Consider the following 14,830-nt stretch of genomic DNA (forward strand, 5'->3'; position numbering starts at 1 on the left):
CTTCCTGCGGGCTTGCCTTCGTGGTCGAAAGGGTGAAGATCGGGCCATGTTTTGAATAAAAGACGTGGAGTGCCAATGTCCGTCCAGCTTAATATCTCTTTTGCCAAATCCTCATCCTTGGCCGCTTCGGCAGCCATCCAGTTCAAGCTTTTCGGCGATCAACCGGCTTCCGGTTCGTCGGAAGCAGACCCGCAGGGCGTGGGGACGCGAGCAGCTGAGATTGCTAAGTTTTCCGGCAAGGCGATGACTGTGCTGGACGTCATCGCTCCGCATGGTTCCGAAGCGGATCGACTGACAGTTATCGGCCTTGGCAAGGCGGATGAGTTGACTGCCTATGACTGGCTGCGGGCAGGCGGCGTTGCGGCCGCAAACCTCAAGACTGCCAAGAAGGCCGTCGTCTTTCTTGATGTGCCGGGCCTCGAAGTGACCGCAGCTCAGGCTGCTGATTTTGCTCTCGGCATGCTGCTTCGCTCCTATTCGTTCGATAGTTACAAGACGGCGAAGAAAGACGACGACAAGCCCGTTTCCGTTGACGTGAAGATCGTCATGGCCGGCCATGCCGCCGCAAAGAAGGCATTCGCTGTATCCGAGGCGATTGCCGGTGGCGTCATCCTGGCGCGCGATCTCGTCAACCTGCCGCCGAATGTGCTCGGCCCCGTCGAATTTGCCGAGAAGGCCAGGGAACTGACGGCGCTTGGCGTCGAGGTCGAAGTCCTCACCGAAAAGGAAATGAAAAAGCTCGGCATGGGCGCGTTGCTTGGTGTGGCACAGGGTTCGGTGCGTCCGCCGCGTCTGGCCGTCATGCACTGGAACGGTGGTAAGGCGAAGGACAAGCCGGTTGCCTTTGTCGGCAAGGGCGTCGTCTTCGATACGGGCGGTATCTCCATCAAGCCGGGTGCCGGCATGGAGGACATGAAGGGTGATATGGGCGGTGCCGCCGCGGTCATCGGCCTCATGCATACGCTTGCCGCCCGCAAGGCGAAGGTCAACGCCGTCGGCATTCTCGGCCTTGTGGAAAACATGCCGGATGGCAACGCCCAGCGCCCCGGCGACATCGTTACCTCCATGTCCGGCCAGACTATCGAGATCATCAACACCGATGCCGAAGGCCGTCTCGTTCTGGCCGACGCGCTGTTTTATACCAAGGAGCGCTTCAAGCCGCGCTTCATGGTCAATCTTGCGACCCTGACAGGCGCGATCGTTGTCGCGCTCGGCAACGCCCATGCCGGCCTGTTTTCCAATGACGACACGCTCGCCGGCCAGTTGACCGCGGCAGGCGAAGTGACTTCGGAAAAGCTGTGGCGCATGCCGCTCGCCAAGGAATACGACAAGATCATAGATAGCCGCTTTGCCGATATGAAGAACAGCGGCGGCCGTCCGGCCGGTTCGATCACGGCCGCGCAATTCCTCAAGCGTTATGTTGGCGATACACCCTGGGCACATCTCGATATCGCGGCGACCGCAATGAGCGCGCCGCAGACCGAGATCAACACGTCCTGGGCGTCGGGTTATGGCGTTCGCCTTCTGGACGAACTCGTCCGGGCGAATTACGAGGGCTGATGACCGAAGTTCTCTTCTACCACCTGACCGAATCGAAGCTCGAGGATGCGCTGCCGGCGCTCCTCGAAAAGAGCGTCGAACGCGGCTGGAAAGTGGTTGTCCAGACCAACGACGAAGCGCGTCGGGATATGCTCGACGCGCATCTGTGGACCTTTCGCGACGAGAGTTTTCTGCCGCATGGAACGGATGCCGTACCTATGGCGGAAGTACAGCCCGTGCTGCTGACGACGGAAAGCGAAAACGCCAACAGTGCGACCGTCCGCTTCATGGTGGATGGTGCCGCCCCGCCAGCGCTCGACCCTTACGAGCGCGTCGTCTTCATGTTCGATGGCTATGACCAGCAACAGCTAGAAAGTGCCCGCGCCGAATGGAAACGGCTGAAAGGCGAGGGGCATGCGCTGACCTACTGGCAGCAATCGCCCGAAGGCCGTTGGGTGAAGAAGGCCTGATCGGCCTTCTGTCTCTTTGTTTATTCAGTTGGCCGCAAATAGCGGCCTTATGGTCGAAGCGACCAGCATGTCCGACGACGGCTTGCCGTATTTCAGCTGCACCACCTTGTAACCTTCCGCCCTGAGCTGGGTCAGCAGTGCTGGCAGCATGGAGGCGGTGCGCGGATGGATGTCGTGCATCAGGATAATGCCCTTGCGATGGGCGCGCAGCGCCTCCATCGTCCGCGTCGCAACGGCGGCCGGCGTATCGCTGAAATAATCCTTCGAATCGACCTGAACGTCCATAACAACCATTCGGTGGCGGCCCATCCAGTGCCGCAGCTTCCTCGAATCGGAGAGATAGGGGAAGCGGAAGAAGTCTGCATCTACGCCGGTTGCCGCCTCGACAGCTCTGCGACCCTTCTCGATCTCGGCCACGGCTTCGTCGAATGACAGGTGGGCGAGATTCGGGTGGCGATAGGTATGGCTGCCGATCGTATGCCCCTCGGCCACGACTTCGCGGGCGATGTCCGGATGCGCCTTGGCCATCTGGCCGACCATCATGAACGAGGCCTTCACGCCGAACTGGTCGAGCGTGGCAAGGATGCGCTCGGTCTTTTTCGGCATAGGGCCATCGTCGAAAGTGAGCACGACTTCCTTGTCGCGCAATTTTATGTCTGAGATCGAGCTGACCGTCAGTTCGCGCCCGGCAAGGCCGCCCATCTTGTTGAGCCGGCCCCAGGCGGCGGGCGTCAGTGCGACCGGCGACCTGGCATCGTCCTTTGGCCTGAGCGAGCCGGCGGCGTCGCCGGCGGCAAAGGCCGATCTGAGTGATCCGCCTTCAGACGGTGGCTTGCCCGCGCAGGAGGAAAGAAGGCTGATGACAACAGCAGCGGCACAGACGGCACGGACCGGCATGAAGGAGTTCTCGATGAAAAATGACGCGTGAATCGATTACGCGCGATCTTTCGTCGAACATGGTTAATGGGTGGTTATTTCCGGCTTTGTCGACGCCAGTACACTGGTTACCTAGGCAAGATCGGTTTGAGAGAAGTCCGAGCCGACATAAAGAAGCGGCACATTTGCCGAACGGGCACCCGCATAAGAAAAACAATCACCGAAATTGAGTTTTGCCGGATGCCGTCCCTTGCCGTAGCGGGCGAAAGCGTCGAGCGCGATGGAGGCGGTGTGGTCATCGACGTTGGCGATTGAAACCTTCATCGCCGCAAGCAAAGAACGAACCAACCGCTCGGCCTCTTTAACAGCCAGATTCTGCTTTCCGGCGAGCACGACGGTAGCCTCGTAGATCACTGTTGGCCCTGTTGAACGGGCGGAGGAGTCCAGATCGATCTGTTCAAGCAGTTCTCGGGACTTCGGCCCATCGATAAGAATTTCCACGAGAGCGGAAGTCTCGATGAACATCAGATCTCCCACATCTCATCAAGAAAGGCTTTTTGATCGAAATTCGGATTGGGTGTCCCAAGTCGCCTGACTTCATCCTGAATCGCTTTCACCTTCTCGGCCAGCGTTTTTTCCTCAGTATCTGTCGTAGGCGTATCCGTATCCGCCACCACGCGCTCCAGCGCCTGGCGCACGGCATCCTCTTTCGTCGGTGCGTTCAGCACCTTTTTCGCCTTTTCGGCAAGCGTGTCGAGTTCTTCGTCAGTCAGAAACAGCGCCATGGCAGCACCTCGCAGAAATACACCTTCAAAATAGTGTATCTCCGCAAGGCCGACAACTGCTGGAAAATAGGGCTTCTGGAGAGCGAGACGCCTGTCCTTCCCTCAATCTCTCATGATCGTCTGGCGCAGAAAACTGTAGCCCATCGCGCGGCGCTCGGCCATTTCGGTCGTGTCGCCGGCGCCGCCATGGCCGCCCGATCCGTATTCCCGGAAGAAAGGCTCATGCCCCGCATCGATCAGCCGTTTGGCAAAACGCCGGGCATGGGACGGATGCACCCGGTCGTCATTGGTCGAGCTTTCGATGTAGATCGGTGGGTAGGTAATCTCGCCTTTCGGCTTCACCTGGTGCAGCGGCGAATAGGGCAGCATCTGGTTCAGCTCTTCGGGCACGTCCGGATTACCGTACTCGTCCATCCACGCCCGGCCTGCCGGGAAAACGTGGAAACGGGACATGTCGATCACCGGCACCGAGGTCCAGACCGCGCCGAAATCATCCGGGTACCGTGTCGCCATGACGGCGGTCAGAAGTCCGCCATTGCTGCCGCCGTTGCAGGCGATGCGGGATGGCTTGCTGTAGCCGCGCTTGACGAGATCGCGGGCGACGGCAACGAAATCCTCGAACGCCTTGTGGCGACCCTTGCCCTTGGCGACAGTATGCCAGTCCGGCCCAAGCTCTCCGCCGCCGCGGATATAGGCCTGCACGAACGCGCCGCCCTGTTCGAGCAGCATGCCATAGGCGCCGGAATAGACGGGCGACAGCGAGACGCCGAAACCGCCATAGCCATACATCAGGACAGGTAACTCGCCCTTGGTCCAATTGCGGGGCAGGGTGATGTGGTAGGGCACTCTGATCCCATCTTCCGAGATTGCCTCGAGCAGTTCAGAAGTCATGCCTTCCTCATCGAAATAGGCGGGCGAGGTTCCGGTGGGCACGAGCTCGCGTTCGGCATCGTGGTCCGTCAGGTCGAGACGGAAGCTGCTGGAGGGCAGAAGAAAGCCCTGGCCGATGACGGTGAGGATTTCTTCGCCGAGTGTCAGGTCGGCATCGAACATCCGGAAGCCGACCGTCTGCAGCTCTTCCGGCAGGGGAAGCTCTTCCGGTTTCGGGTCGGGCTTGGTCAGGTCGACCAGATAGAATTTCGGCACCATGCGATCGATGACGATGAACACGGCCCAGGTCTTGAGTAAGGTGAACTGTGAAACCGACTGCCCGTCCTTCGGCGAAAACAGCACGCGCGGGTTCGTCAGCGGCTCTGCCCCGAAAGGATGAAAATCCTGCAGGATGAGCGTTCCGGTTGGATACCGCTCGTTGGTCTTCGCCCGCCAGATCGCATGGGTGTGATTGAAATCGCTGTCGCTTTCGACGGGCAGATCCAAGCGTTTTATCTCGCCACTTGCATTGCGGATATGGGTGCTCGCCTTGCCGATCTCGTGGCCCACCGTGAAGAACTCGATCTTGCGCTCATCCGGCTTGCCGCCCCAGAAGAGCGGATCGAGGAAGCTGGCTGCGCCATAGACGTCGTCCTGTCCCGCTTCAAAGAGGATCGGCGCATCCTTGGGATCGATGCCGCGCTTGAGAATGCGGCCAACCCTTGGCCAGCCGGAGCGGGTGGCCGAAAACTCGTCGACCGAGCCGAAATAGGCGATTTCGTCCGGGCTCAGCCATGCCGCATGGGCGCGTGCCGTCGGCGTGTCAAAACCGCCTTCGACGATCGTCTTCGTCTCCGTGTCGAATTCCAGAAGCCGTAACTGATCCGAACCGCCATCCGACAGGATCAACAGTACCCGCGTCGGTTCGTAAGGGGAGGTGATCGCGCCGGAATAGATCCAGCGCTTGCCCTCGTTCAGACAGAAGGCATCGAAATCGAAGACCGTTTCCCAGGCCGCATCGTGCCGCGGCTCAACATATGCCGGCAACCGGCGCCAGATGCCGAGCGGATTGTCCTTCGAGCGATGGAAATCGAACAGCCACTTGCCGCGCCGCACCGGCACGATCAGCCGGTCCTCGCGCTCGATCATCGCTTTCAGCGAGTCGCGGTCTTTTTCGAACTCCGGTGTCCTGAATTGGCGGTCCGACTTGCTGTTCTGCTCGGTAACGAAAGCGATCGTGTTCTGGTCGTCGTCTGTTTCGAGAAACAGGTTCATCATGGCCTCCTCGTGCACTCGGGAAGCCTTTACCTATGCATCGGGGAGGGCGGTGGCAACCGTTCTGGCGGCAAAACCACGACGCCGTCATGCTCGGGCTTGTCCCGAGCATCTGCTGCCATTTAGGCTGGCTGCAACGTGGATAGATCCTCGGGACAAGCCCGAGGATGACGGAAGGGGCTCAGGTTACCCCGCCATCGCCTCTTCATATTCCGAAGACAGCATCAGCCATTCCTCTTCGGCGGCCGAAAGCTTTGCGGCGGCTTCGCCTCGTTCCTTGGCCTTTTGGGCCGCCTTGGCTGGCGCCTTTTCGTAAAGGGCGGGGTCTGCAAGTTCTTTATCAAGCGCCTGAATCAGCGTCTCAAGCTTGCCCGTCAAGGATTCGATTTCGTTGATCTTTTTCTTCAACGGCGCAAGCGAGGCGCGCTTTTCGGCATTCGCCTTGCGCTGGTCGGCCTTGTTGACCTGCTCGTCGGCTGCCACCTGCGGCTTGTCGTCCTTCTTGCGGTTCGAAGCGACGATCAGGTCGCGATATTCCTCAAGATCGCCTTCGAATGCCTTGACCGTACCATCGTTGACCAGCCACAGCCGGTCGACAGTTGCCTCGATCAGATGGCGATCGTGGGAAATCAGGATGACGGCGCCGTCGTAATCGTTGAGCGCCTCGATCAGCGCCCGGCGGCTGTCGATGTCGAGATGGTTGGTCGGTTCGTCGAGGATAAGCAGGTTCGGCGCGTGGAAGGCGGCAAGGCCCATCAGCAGACGCGCCTTTTCGCCACCGGAGAGATCCTTGGCTGCGGTTGCCATCTTTTCCGTCGCAAGCCCCATCTGCGCCACGCGCGCGCGCACCTTGGCTTCCGGCGCATCCGGCATCAGCCGGCGCACATGATCGACAGGGGATTCGTTCGGGATCAGATCGTCCAGCTGGTGCTGGGCGAAAAAGCCGATCGACAGCGAAGGAGCGAGTTTCATCTCGCCGCCATCGAGACCAAGGCGGCCGGAAATCAGCTTGGCGAAAGTCGACTTGCCGTTGCCGTTCGAGCCGAGCAGGGCGATGCGGTCGTCATTGTCGATCCTGAGCGAAATGTTCTTCAGGATCGGTTTGCCCGGTTCGTAACCGACGCCACCCTTGGAAATGGCAACGATCGGAGACGCGGGCTGCTTTTCGGGAGCCGGGAAGGTGATCGGCTGCACATGATCCTCAACCACGGCGGAAACCGTGCCCATGCGCTCCAGCGCCTTGATGCGGCTCTGCGCCTGGCGAGCTTTGGAGGCCTTGTAGCGAAAACGGTCGATATAGCTTTGGATATGCTTTCTGGCGGCGTCGCTTTTCGCCTTCGCCTTCATCTGCAATTCGTCGGCTTCGGCCTTTTGTCGTTCGAACTGGTCGTAACCGCCGCGATAGAATGTCAGCTTCTGCTGGTCGAGATGCACGATCGAATTGACCGCATTGTTCAGCATGTCGCGATCGTGGGAGATGACGATGACCGTGTGCGGATACCGCCGCACATAGTCCTCAAGCCACATCGTGCCTTCGAGATCGAGATAGTTGGTCGGCTCGTCGAGCAGAAGCAGGTCCGGTTCGGCAAACAGCACCGCCGCCAGCGCCACGCGCATCCGCCAGCCGCCGGAAAACGACGAGGCGGGGCGAAGCTGCGCCTCGGCATTGAAGCCGAGACCGGCAAGAATGCTCGCCGCACGCGCTTCCGCCGAATGGGCGTCGATATCGACCAGCCGCATCTGGATTTCGGCAATACGGTTGGGATCGGTCGCCGTCTCGGCCTCAGCCAGAAGCGCTGTACGCTCCTTGTCGGCGGCCATGACGATGGAGATCAGCGATTCTTCCGTGCCCGGCGCTTCCTGAGCCACCTGGCCGATCCGAGCATTCTTCGGGATGGAGACCGAACCGCTTTCAGATGCAAGATCGCCGGTGATGACGCGAAACAGCGTCGATTTTCCGGCGCCGTTGCGGCCGACAAGGCCCGCCTTCGTGCCCGCCGGAAGCGTCACGCTGGCATGGTCGATGAGAAGGCGTCCGGCAATGCGGGCGGAAAGGTCTGTGATCGTGATCATGGCGGCGGTTTTGGCCGAAACACGCTGTCAACGCAAGACGGCTGGCTTGCTACGGGTGGTGTCGGGCCCGGGAAATCGCGCTGATAAACTGGCAATTGCAATTTATCGCGCATTAGTTGTGTTTGCGTAGGGTGCTATCGGGAATGTGGCTCTCCTTCGCAAGCCTGCTGCAAAGCGGCAGACGATGCATGCCGAACGGTTAGCCACTTGGTGCTGGGGAATGGCATGAAGATAAGTCGCACCATCATAGGTTTGAATTTCGTCATCTATCTGGCGCTCGTTCTCGCCGTTTGGGCAGCACCTTCCGGGCATTTTGTCCTGGTCCTGACAGATCCCACACAAAAAACCGGCTACGGGATCTCAGTGATAGGTCGTGCGGGTGGCTCGTTCGTGGCAACCGGACGCTATGACTGGATGACGGTCGGTTATTCTGAGGAGCGAGATTTCCCGACAAAGCTCATGAGAGCGGGCGCATTGCTCGTACTCAATCATCAATTGGCCCTCGGCTGTCTCAAAGGGAATGAGGAATGAACTCGCTTGCACAACTTCGCAGCACCGCCTCGATCGGAATTGTCGGCCTGCTTTGGGTCAATCTGATTTTTATCCTTGTCCGCAATCTGTTTTATACAGGTGAGTTTGGTGTTCTCTCCGTTGCGGCCGGTCTTCTCATCGTCGCATCGGCTACCGCACTCTGGTGGCGGGAGCGCACGGGAGAAACGACGAGAATCGTAACATCCATGGCCCAGGCGGCAACTGTTGCGATCCTGGTTTATGATTTCTCCGGTTCGCCGTTGCAGATCGATCTGCACATGTATTTCTTCGCATCTCTGGCAATCTGCGCCGCCTGGATCGACTGGCGCGCAATTGCCGGTTACGCGGCGCTGGTGGCGGCCCATCATCTGCTGCTCTTTCTGATCATGCCGCTTGCTGCTTTTCCTGGCGAGACGGATTTGCTGCGGGTCGGCCTGCATGCGGTCATTCTCGTCGTTCAGACCTGCGTTCTGGCAGCACTCACGCGGGCTGTCGTCAATGCCTTTGAAGCATCGGATGCGGCTCTACTCGCTGCCAACAAGGCCGAGCGCAGCGCAATCGAAATGTCCGAACGGGCGAGTGCCTCCGATCGCTTGGCCGCGGATGAGCGGTTAAGGCACGAAGACGAAAAGGCGATCGAAGCGCAAGCTGTACGCAATGCGGTGGATCGTTTGGGGGAGGGGCTTCAACAGCTGTCGTCCGGCAACATTGCCTACCGCATCACCCAGCCGTTTCACGGTGCGCTCGACACGCTCAGGGGATCTTTCAATGCCTCGGTTGAAAACCTTGATGCCGTGCTTTCTCAGGTCGGCCATGTTGTTCAGACCATTCACGGTGGCACGGCCGAAATAAACAGCGCCACGCATGATCTCTCGACCCGGACCGAACGTCAGGCTGTTTCCGTAACGCAAACCGCAAGCGCTCTCGGCATATTGACCGGCACCGTAAAGCAGACTGCGCAGGTGGCCGATGCGGTCGGGCGTATGGTCGAGCAGGCGCGCGGCGGTGCCGAGCGCTCCGGCGTCATTGTCACGGATGCAGTTGATGCGATGAGCCGTATTGAAGCCTCTTCGCGCGAGATCGGCCAGATCATTGGCGTGATCGACGAAATTGCCTTTCAGACCAACCTTCTGGCCTTGAATGCCGGTGTCGAGGCAGCACGCGCCGGTGAAGCGGGCAAGGGGTTCGCCGTGGTTGCCCAGGAGGTGCGGGAGCTTGCACAACGTTCGGCCAGCGCGGCGAAAGATATCAAGACGCTGATCACGGCGTCTGGACAGCAGGTTTCTACCGGCGTCGCCCTGGTCGGGCAGGCCGGCGAAGCACTGCGCGTCATCGCCAGCGAAGTGACCGAGATCAGCCGCGAGATCGACAAGATTGTCGCAGGCGCCCGGCAGCAGGCCAGCGGTCTGGCTGAGATCGAGGGCACGATTTCCGAAATCGATCGAGGCACCCAGCAGAACGCAGCGATGGTTGAGGAAAGCTCGGCCTCGATCCAGCAATTGGCCAGCCAAGCGAATGCACTGGAAGGATTGATGCTCCGCTTCCGCATTGTCGGCGAACCGCACACGCCTGACGTCAGATCGGAGAAGGCCGCCCGCCACGCAGCCTGACAAGGCTTTATCGGTGCTGTCCGGCAGCCATGGAGGTTACCGCACAACGCGACATGAGGGGTGATCCACGGCCGTGCAATTTTCAGGCGCCCGGTCGCCCCGTATCGCCGTGAATGATGACATTCGTGCGTGGATTGGCCCGTGATGCCTCGGCCGCGAGCACGGCCTGCTGGCGCAACTGCTGCGGTGAAAACGCTTCGGTCGCAATGGCAGCCCCCATTGAAAGCCGGATGGCGGGGGCGCCCTCGGAAGTCGCGACGATGAGGTTATCGTTGATCGAGGCCGTCAGGCGGGTTGCTATCGGCTTGATCGCGTCGCGACCGACATGGCGGAACAGGAAGGCGAATTCCGCCTTGCCGATGCGGGCAAGAAAATCGTCCTTCTTGATCGTTTTGCGGAAGATCGCAGCCGCCTTCTTGACGATCCGGGTGGCCGCAGCCTCCCCGTAGGTATCGGCAATCTCGGAAATATCGCTGACGGCGACGAGGAAGAGCGCTGTATCGCGGCTATCGTTTTCATCGGCATAAAGCGCTTCCAGCCGTTCGGTAAAGGCGGCATGGTTGGGAAGGCCGGTCATCCGGTCGCGCATCATCACGGCGCGGGCGCCCGACACGTTCTGTTCTGCGATGGTCAGAAGATTGGCGCCGGAACGCAGGGCGGCTTCCAGTTCGGTTTCGGCCACGACGGCATCGGAAAGCGAGACGCTGAGATATTCGATTTCAGCAAGAATATCGCCGGGACCTGCGCCATTATCTTCACGAAGGCTTTTGGCGACGGCTTCCAGCGCCCGGCTGAAACCGCGCTTCTGCTCGGCGCCGCTCGCCATTTTCTCGCGCAGATTGGCAAGAATCTGGATGTCCGGATCGCGGGATTTCGGCAGGCTGCTGGCAACGAAACCCGGCAATTGATAGCGGATGCCGATCTCGTCCAGCACAGTCTGGTTCGGTGCGACCGGAAGCGCCATGACTTCGCGGGACAATCCAACCTCGGTGCCGCAATGGGCCTCGTAAAAGAGCTCGTAATTGCGTGGCAGGCCGCTCACCTCGATGCGGGCCATATGTTGGCTGACCGCCTGCAATGTCCTGTCCTGAGCTGTCTTGCGGGCCTGGGTCGGCATCCGTCGTCTCCTGATGGTTCGTGCGTCACGACGATTGATTGCGGGCGCGCGTTAACATCCGCTGAAATACGGCCATGGATTGCAATCGAGGCTCGGATTCGTGCGAAAGAGGGTTAAGGCCCGGTTCACGACATCCAGTGTTTCCCGTCAGTCCGCAGGAAGGCGATCATGTCCAGCACAACGGAAGGCTGGCCGAGCGACGTCAGGATCGTATGGATTTGCCCACGGTGATGGGTCTGGTGGTTGAACACATGCGCCAGCATGCCGGCGAGCGGATCGGTAACCGGGATGGGGTTGCTGACCGGCGTGTAGGTTACCGCGCGCTCGAAATCTTCAGGCGAGAGAGATTTGGTCAGTGTGATAAACCGATCGTCTTCCGCCTCCCGCGCGGCGCGAAGCTCGGCAAAATCCTCGAACAGAATGACATTCAGTTCCATCGGCGCGGTGCCGATGCCGGTGATCCGCCGCAGCCAGATCCTATCGGCGACCAGGAGGTGGTTGAGTGTGCGATGCGCAGAGCCGAAAAATGCGCCACGGTCGGCACGGTAATCCTCGTCGCTCAGCGCGGCACAGCCATCATAGACGCGGTTGTTGGCCCAGTGATTATAATCGGCAAGCATCTGGAAATGGCGCTGCATATGATCCTCCCGCGTGACCCGTTTCGAGAATTTCCCTCTACAGCAAAGCGCATCACGCGGGCCTTATGCAATGCATGAAATCTTCTGATTGGATTGCAGCCGAATTCCTGATCATCATCAGGTTTCGAACGGATGATTTGGAGCTCCCTGCATGACCACCCGTATCCTCTATTCCCTCTGCGGTGCCGACGAGAGCCGCCCTTTCTCCCCGCATTGCTGGAAGGTGGTTCTGGCGCTGAAGCACAAGGGGCTGGATTTCATCGAAAAGCCGACGCCTTTCACCCGGATCCCCGAACTGGAGAACGGGTTTTCCAAGACCGTGCCGATCCTGCGGGACGGTAACGAACTGATCCGCGACAGTTTCGATATCGCGCTTTATCTGGAGGAGCATTATCCGAACCGGCCGACCTTGTTCGGCGGGGAGGGCGGCAAGGCGCTGTCGCGGTTCGTCGAGCGGTTCTCTCAAAGCATCATCCACCCTGCGATCACCGGTATCGCAGTCGCCGATATCCACGACATGCTGGACGAGACCGACCGGACCTATTTCCGGACGACGCGCGAAAAGATGCTGGGCAGGTCGCTGGAGGATCTGCGCGCCGGGCGTGAGGCTGCGGTTGCCACCTTCGCGGCAAAGCTGGAGCCGATGCGTCAGATGCTGAGTTATCAGGATTTTATCGGCGGCGATGGACCGCTGTTTGCCGATTATATCCTGTTCGGCGCTTTGCAGTGGATGCGGATCACCACCGGCGGGAATGTGCTGGCTGCAGATGACCCGGTCGCAGAGTGGTTCGAGCGCTGCCTCGACCTGCATCAGGGCGTCGGGCGCAGTGTGACTGCTGCGTGAAATTCAGGTTTGCTGCGTCACAATAGCCGGGCCCCCCTTGTTTCCGGCGCTTGGGGCGGGTAAATACCGCCAACTTTCCCCTGGCAAAGTGCCCCTGGAAACAAAGGATAGACAAGATGGCGATTGAACGCACCTTCTCGATGATCAAGCCGGACGCCACCAAGCGCAACCTGACCGGCGCTATCACCAAGGTATTCGAAGACAACGGCCTGCGCATCATCGCGTCCAAGCGCGTCTGGATGTCGAAGCGCGAAGCCGAAGGCTTTTACGCAGTTCACAAGGAACGTCCGTTCTTCGGCGAACTGGTTGAAGGCATGACCTCCGGCCCGACCATCGTTCAGGTTCTCGAAGGCGAAAACGCCATCCTGAAGAACCGCGAAATCATGGGCGCGACCAACCCGGCAAACGCTGACGAAGGCACGATCCGCAAGCAGTTCGCCCTGTCGATCGGCGAAAACTCGGTTCACGGTTCCGACGCTCCGGAAACCGCCGTTCAGGAAATCGCCTACTGGTTCGCAGAAACCGAAATCGTCGGCTAATCGCCATACGATTGATGATTGAAAAAGCCGGGGCTGACGCTCCGGCTTTTTTATTGTGCCTTATGTTCCAGGCCATCGAAAGCTGTATGCTAATCGCGCAAGATCAACCCGGGATCACCGCCACTTGTCCTTCGCCTTGTCGTCGATGTCCTTGGCTGTGATCCATGCTCCGGACGTGCCGTCAGCCACATGTTCCTTCTTCCAGAACGGGGCCGAGGTCTTCAAAAAGTCCATGATGAAGTTGGCGCCGTCGAATGCGGCATGCCGATGCGGTGCTGCGGCAATGACAAGCACGATATTCTGGCCCGGCTCGATCCGGCCGTAGCGATGGATAGCGGTCGCGCCGGTCAGTGAAAAGCGCTCGATCGCCAGATCGGCGATCCGCTTCATCTCTGTTTCCGCCATGCCGGGATAGTGCTCCAGCTCCAGCGCCGAAAGCTTGCCCTGTTCACCGCGGCAAAGTCCGACGAAGGAGACGACGGCGCCGATATCCGTTCGGCCGCCGGTCAGGGCATTGACCTCCATTTGAAGATCGAAATCATGCGCCTGCACGCGGATGGTGGGAGAGGGGACGCTCACCGTATCACCCGCCGGTCATCGGTGGAAAAATGCCGATCTCGCGGGCGCCGGAAATCGCCTCGTCATGCTCCACATGTTCCTGATTGATCGCCACGCGGATCACATCGGGAAATTCAAGCGCGGTCTCGTATTCCTCGCCCAAGCCTTTCAGATGACTCAGCAAATCGTCAACCGTCACGACGCTTTCTGGAAGCTCGACCTCCTCCTCGGCCTTGCCGATGCGTTCGCGAACCCAGGCGAAATAGATGAGATTGACCTTCATTCTCGAGCCCTCAGTCAGCATCCACCAGATGCTTCACACCAGCCTTGAAGTAGTCATAGCCGGTGTAGAAAGTCAGGATCGCAGCGACCCAAAGAAGCGCGATGCCCATCTCGGTAATGTAGGGAACGACCTTGTCGCCGGCGGGACCGGCAAGAAGGAAGGCGATCGACACCATCTGGATCGTCGTCTTCCACTTGGCGACCCGCGTGACTGGCACCGAGACCTTCAGCGCAGCAAGATATTCGCGCAAGCCCGAGACGAGGATTTCGCGGCAGAGAATGGTGATCGCAGCCCAGAGCGACCAATCCTTGATCGTCCCGTCGGCTGCAAGCAACAGCAGAATGGCCGAGATGAGCAGCTTGTCGGCAATCGGATCGAGCATTCGGCCGATATTGGACGTCTGGTTCCAGATGCGCGCGAGATAGCCGTCGAGGTAATCGGTGACAGACGCGGCGATGAACAGCCACAGGGCCGTCCAGCGCGCCGTATCGGAGCTTTCCAGCTTACCCTCGACGAAGAAACAGAGGACAATCACCGGTACGGCCAGGATGCGCGCATAGGTGAGAAGATTGGGGATATTGTATGCGCGGGAAGCCATATCGTACCTATGCTTGCGGGTTGTCCCCTAGTTGATGTTTTGAAAGCCAAGCGTCAACCGGTTTCGCGGCTTTTTTACAGACGATTGTGACAGGCGGGCAATTGGTCCCAGCGCATCAGCCCCCCACCCTAATCCTCTCACCGTAAACGGGGCCAGAGGACATGCCCGGCTCGATGTCATCGACGGATGGAAAGGCTCGCGACTTGCGTCCTTCTCTCCGTTAA

General features: G+C 59.6%; 16 protein-coding genes. 6 read left to right on the forward strand and 10 right to left on the reverse strand.

Translation table 11 applies throughout. From position 1 onward, the window contains the following. Window positions 1-75: 75 nt before the first annotated feature. Window positions 76-1,560 (forward strand): leucyl aminopeptidase, encoded by a 1,485-nt coding sequence (locus tag JNB91_RS08160; protein WP_220325017.1) that lies wholly within the window; start codon window positions 76-78, stop codon window positions 1,558-1,560. Beyond that, the gene (locus JNB91_RS08165) at window positions 1,560-2,009 is read left to right on the forward strand and encodes a DNA polymerase III subunit chi (RefSeq protein WP_220325018.1); all 450 of its coding nucleotides are present in this window, start codon (window positions 1,560-1,562) and stop codon (window positions 2,007-2,009) included. Before JNB91_RS08160 ends, JNB91_RS08165 begins: the two co-directional genes overlap by 1 nt. Window positions 2,010-2,033: 24 nt before the next feature. Here JNB91_RS08165 and JNB91_RS08170 read toward each other — a convergent pair whose 3' ends face one another. The 5 genes from JNB91_RS08170 to JNB91_RS08190 form a co-directional block, all read right to left on the reverse strand. Beyond that, a complete protein-coding gene (locus JNB91_RS08170; protein WP_220325019.1) occupies window positions 2,034-2,906 on the reverse strand; it encodes a polysaccharide deacetylase family protein in 873 nt (290 codons plus the stop codon). Between the two features lie 111 nt (window positions 2,907-3,017). Then, the gene (locus JNB91_RS08175; protein ID WP_220325020.1) at window positions 3,018-3,410 is read right to left on the reverse strand and encodes a type II toxin-antitoxin system VapC family toxin; all 393 of its coding nucleotides are present in this window, start codon (window positions 3,408-3,410) and stop codon (window positions 3,018-3,020) included. Further along, window positions 3,410-3,670 (reverse strand): type II toxin-antitoxin system VapB family antitoxin, encoded by a 261-nt coding sequence (locus tag JNB91_RS08180; protein ID WP_220325021.1) that lies wholly within the window; start codon window positions 3,668-3,670, stop codon window positions 3,410-3,412. The genes JNB91_RS08175 and JNB91_RS08180 overlap by 1 nt, the downstream gene beginning before the upstream one ends. Window positions 3,671-3,772: 102 nt before the next feature. After that, window positions 3,773-5,815 (reverse strand): prolyl oligopeptidase family serine peptidase, encoded by a 2,043-nt coding sequence (locus tag JNB91_RS08185; protein WP_220325022.1) that lies wholly within the window; start codon window positions 5,813-5,815, stop codon window positions 3,773-3,775. Window positions 5,816-6,001: 186 nt separating this feature from the next. Then, window positions 6,002-7,888, reverse strand: a complete 1,887-nt coding sequence (locus JNB91_RS08190) for an ABC-F family ATP-binding cassette domain-containing protein (protein ID WP_220325023.1) — start codon at window positions 7,886-7,888, stop codon at window positions 6,002-6,004. 225 nt (window positions 7,889-8,113) lie between these two features. On the opposite strand from JNB91_RS08190, the gene JNB91_RS08195 reads away from it, so the two are divergent. Beyond that, window positions 8,114-8,419, forward strand: coding sequence for a hypothetical protein (locus JNB91_RS08195; RefSeq protein WP_220325024.1), 306 nt, complete (start codon window positions 8,114-8,116; stop codon window positions 8,417-8,419). Continuing rightward, window positions 8,416-10,029 carry a methyl-accepting chemotaxis protein gene (locus tag JNB91_RS08200; protein WP_220325025.1) on the forward strand — a complete coding sequence of 538 codons (1,614 nt, stop codon included), beginning with the start codon at window positions 8,416-8,418 and terminating at the stop codon, window positions 10,027-10,029. The genes JNB91_RS08195 and JNB91_RS08200 overlap by 4 nt, the downstream gene beginning before the upstream one ends. Window positions 10,030-10,111: 82 nt before the next feature. Here JNB91_RS08200 and JNB91_RS08205 read toward each other — a convergent pair whose 3' ends face one another. After that, window positions 10,112-11,146, reverse strand: a complete 1,035-nt coding sequence (locus tag JNB91_RS08205; RefSeq protein ID WP_220325026.1) for a GGDEF domain-containing protein — start codon at window positions 11,144-11,146, stop codon at window positions 10,112-10,114. 125 nt (window positions 11,147-11,271) lie between these two features. Beyond that, window positions 11,272-11,784 (reverse strand): DinB family protein, encoded by a 513-nt coding sequence (locus JNB91_RS08210; protein ID WP_220325027.1) that lies wholly within the window; start codon window positions 11,782-11,784, stop codon window positions 11,272-11,274. Between the two features lie 151 nt (window positions 11,785-11,935). Here JNB91_RS08210 and JNB91_RS08215 point away from each other — a divergent pair, with 151 nt between their 5' ends. Both JNB91_RS08215 and ndk read left to right on the forward strand, forming a co-directional pair. Beyond that, a complete protein-coding gene (locus tag JNB91_RS08215; protein ID WP_220325028.1) occupies window positions 11,936-12,628 on the forward strand; it encodes a glutathione S-transferase family protein in 693 nt (230 codons plus the stop codon). A gap of 116 nt (window positions 12,629-12,744) precedes the next feature. Then, window positions 12,745-13,167, forward strand: a complete 423-nt coding sequence (gene ndk, locus JNB91_RS08220; RefSeq protein WP_018898730.1) for a nucleoside-diphosphate kinase — start codon at window positions 12,745-12,747, stop codon at window positions 13,165-13,167. 114 nt (window positions 13,168-13,281) lie between these two features. Here ndk and JNB91_RS08225 read toward each other — a convergent pair whose 3' ends face one another. Genes JNB91_RS08225 through pgsA form a run of 3 tightly spaced genes read right to left on the reverse strand, consistent with a single transcriptional unit; the run spans window position 13,282 to window position 14,606 of the window. Next, a complete protein-coding gene (locus JNB91_RS08225) occupies window positions 13,282-13,746 on the reverse strand; it encodes a molybdenum cofactor biosynthesis protein MoaE (RefSeq protein ID WP_220325029.1) in 465 nt (154 codons plus the stop codon). 4 nt (window positions 13,747-13,750) lie between these two features. Next, window positions 13,751-14,008, reverse strand: coding sequence for a molybdopterin converting factor subunit 1 (gene moaD, locus JNB91_RS08230; RefSeq protein ID WP_220325030.1), 258 nt, complete (start codon window positions 14,006-14,008; stop codon window positions 13,751-13,753). A gap of 10 nt (window positions 14,009-14,018) precedes the next feature. Next, window positions 14,019-14,606 (reverse strand): CDP-diacylglycerol--glycerol-3-phosphate 3-phosphatidyltransferase, encoded by a 588-nt coding sequence (gene pgsA, locus JNB91_RS08235; protein WP_220325031.1) that lies wholly within the window; start codon window positions 14,604-14,606, stop codon window positions 14,019-14,021. Window positions 14,607-14,830: the final 224 nt, after the last annotated feature.

Source organism: Aliirhizobium wenxiniae (assembly GCF_019511445.1).
Classification (GTDB): domain Bacteria; phylum Pseudomonadota; class Alphaproteobacteria; order Rhizobiales; family Rhizobiaceae; genus Neorhizobium; species Neorhizobium wenxiniae_A.

Bases quoted from the DNA above. Each gene is read 5' to 3' on its own strand.
- JNB91_RS08200 (WP_220325025.1), top strand. From the start codon at position 8,416: ATGAACTCGCTTGCACAACTTCGCAGCACCGCCTCGATCGGAATTGTC.
- JNB91_RS08215 (WP_220325028.1), top strand. From the start codon at position 11,936: ATGACCACCCGTATCCTCTATTCCCTCTGCGGTGCCGACGAGAGCCGC.
- JNB91_RS08190 (WP_220325023.1), bottom strand. From the start codon at position 7,888: ATGATCACGATCACAGACCTTTCCGCCCGCATTGCCGGACGCCTTCTC.
- JNB91_RS08205 (WP_220325026.1), bottom strand. From the start codon at position 11,146: ATGCCGACCCAGGCCCGCAAGACAGCTCAGGACAGGACATTGCAGGCG.
- ndk (WP_018898730.1), top strand. From the start codon at position 12,745: ATGGCGATTGAACGCACCTTCTCGATGATCAAGCCGGACGCCACCAAG.
- moaD (WP_220325030.1), bottom strand. From the start codon at position 14,008: ATGAAGGTCAATCTCATCTATTTCGCCTGGGTTCGCGAACGCATCGGC.
- pgsA (WP_220325031.1), bottom strand. From the start codon at position 14,606: ATGGCTTCCCGCGCATACAATATCCCCAATCTTCTCACCTATGCGCGC.
- JNB91_RS08170 (WP_220325019.1), bottom strand. From the start codon at position 2,906: ATGCCGGTCCGTGCCGTCTGTGCCGCTGCTGTTGTCATCAGCCTTCTT.
- JNB91_RS08185 (WP_220325022.1), bottom strand. From the start codon at position 5,815: ATGAACCTGTTTCTCGAAACAGACGACGACCAGAACACGATCGCTTTC.
- JNB91_RS08195 (WP_220325024.1), top strand. From the start codon at position 8,114: ATGAAGATAAGTCGCACCATCATAGGTTTGAATTTCGTCATCTATCTG.
- JNB91_RS08210 (WP_220325027.1), bottom strand. From the start codon at position 11,784: ATGCAGCGCCATTTCCAGATGCTTGCCGATTATAATCACTGGGCCAAC.
- JNB91_RS08175 (WP_220325020.1), bottom strand. From the start codon at position 3,410: ATGTTCATCGAGACTTCCGCTCTCGTGGAAATTCTTATCGATGGGCCG.
- JNB91_RS08165 (WP_220325018.1), top strand. From the start codon at position 1,560: ATGACCGAAGTTCTCTTCTACCACCTGACCGAATCGAAGCTCGAGGAT.
- JNB91_RS08180 (WP_220325021.1), bottom strand. From the start codon at position 3,670: ATGGCGCTGTTTCTGACTGACGAAGAACTCGACACGCTTGCCGAAAAG.
- JNB91_RS08160 (WP_220325017.1), top strand. From the start codon at position 76: ATGTCCGTCCAGCTTAATATCTCTTTTGCCAAATCCTCATCCTTGGCC.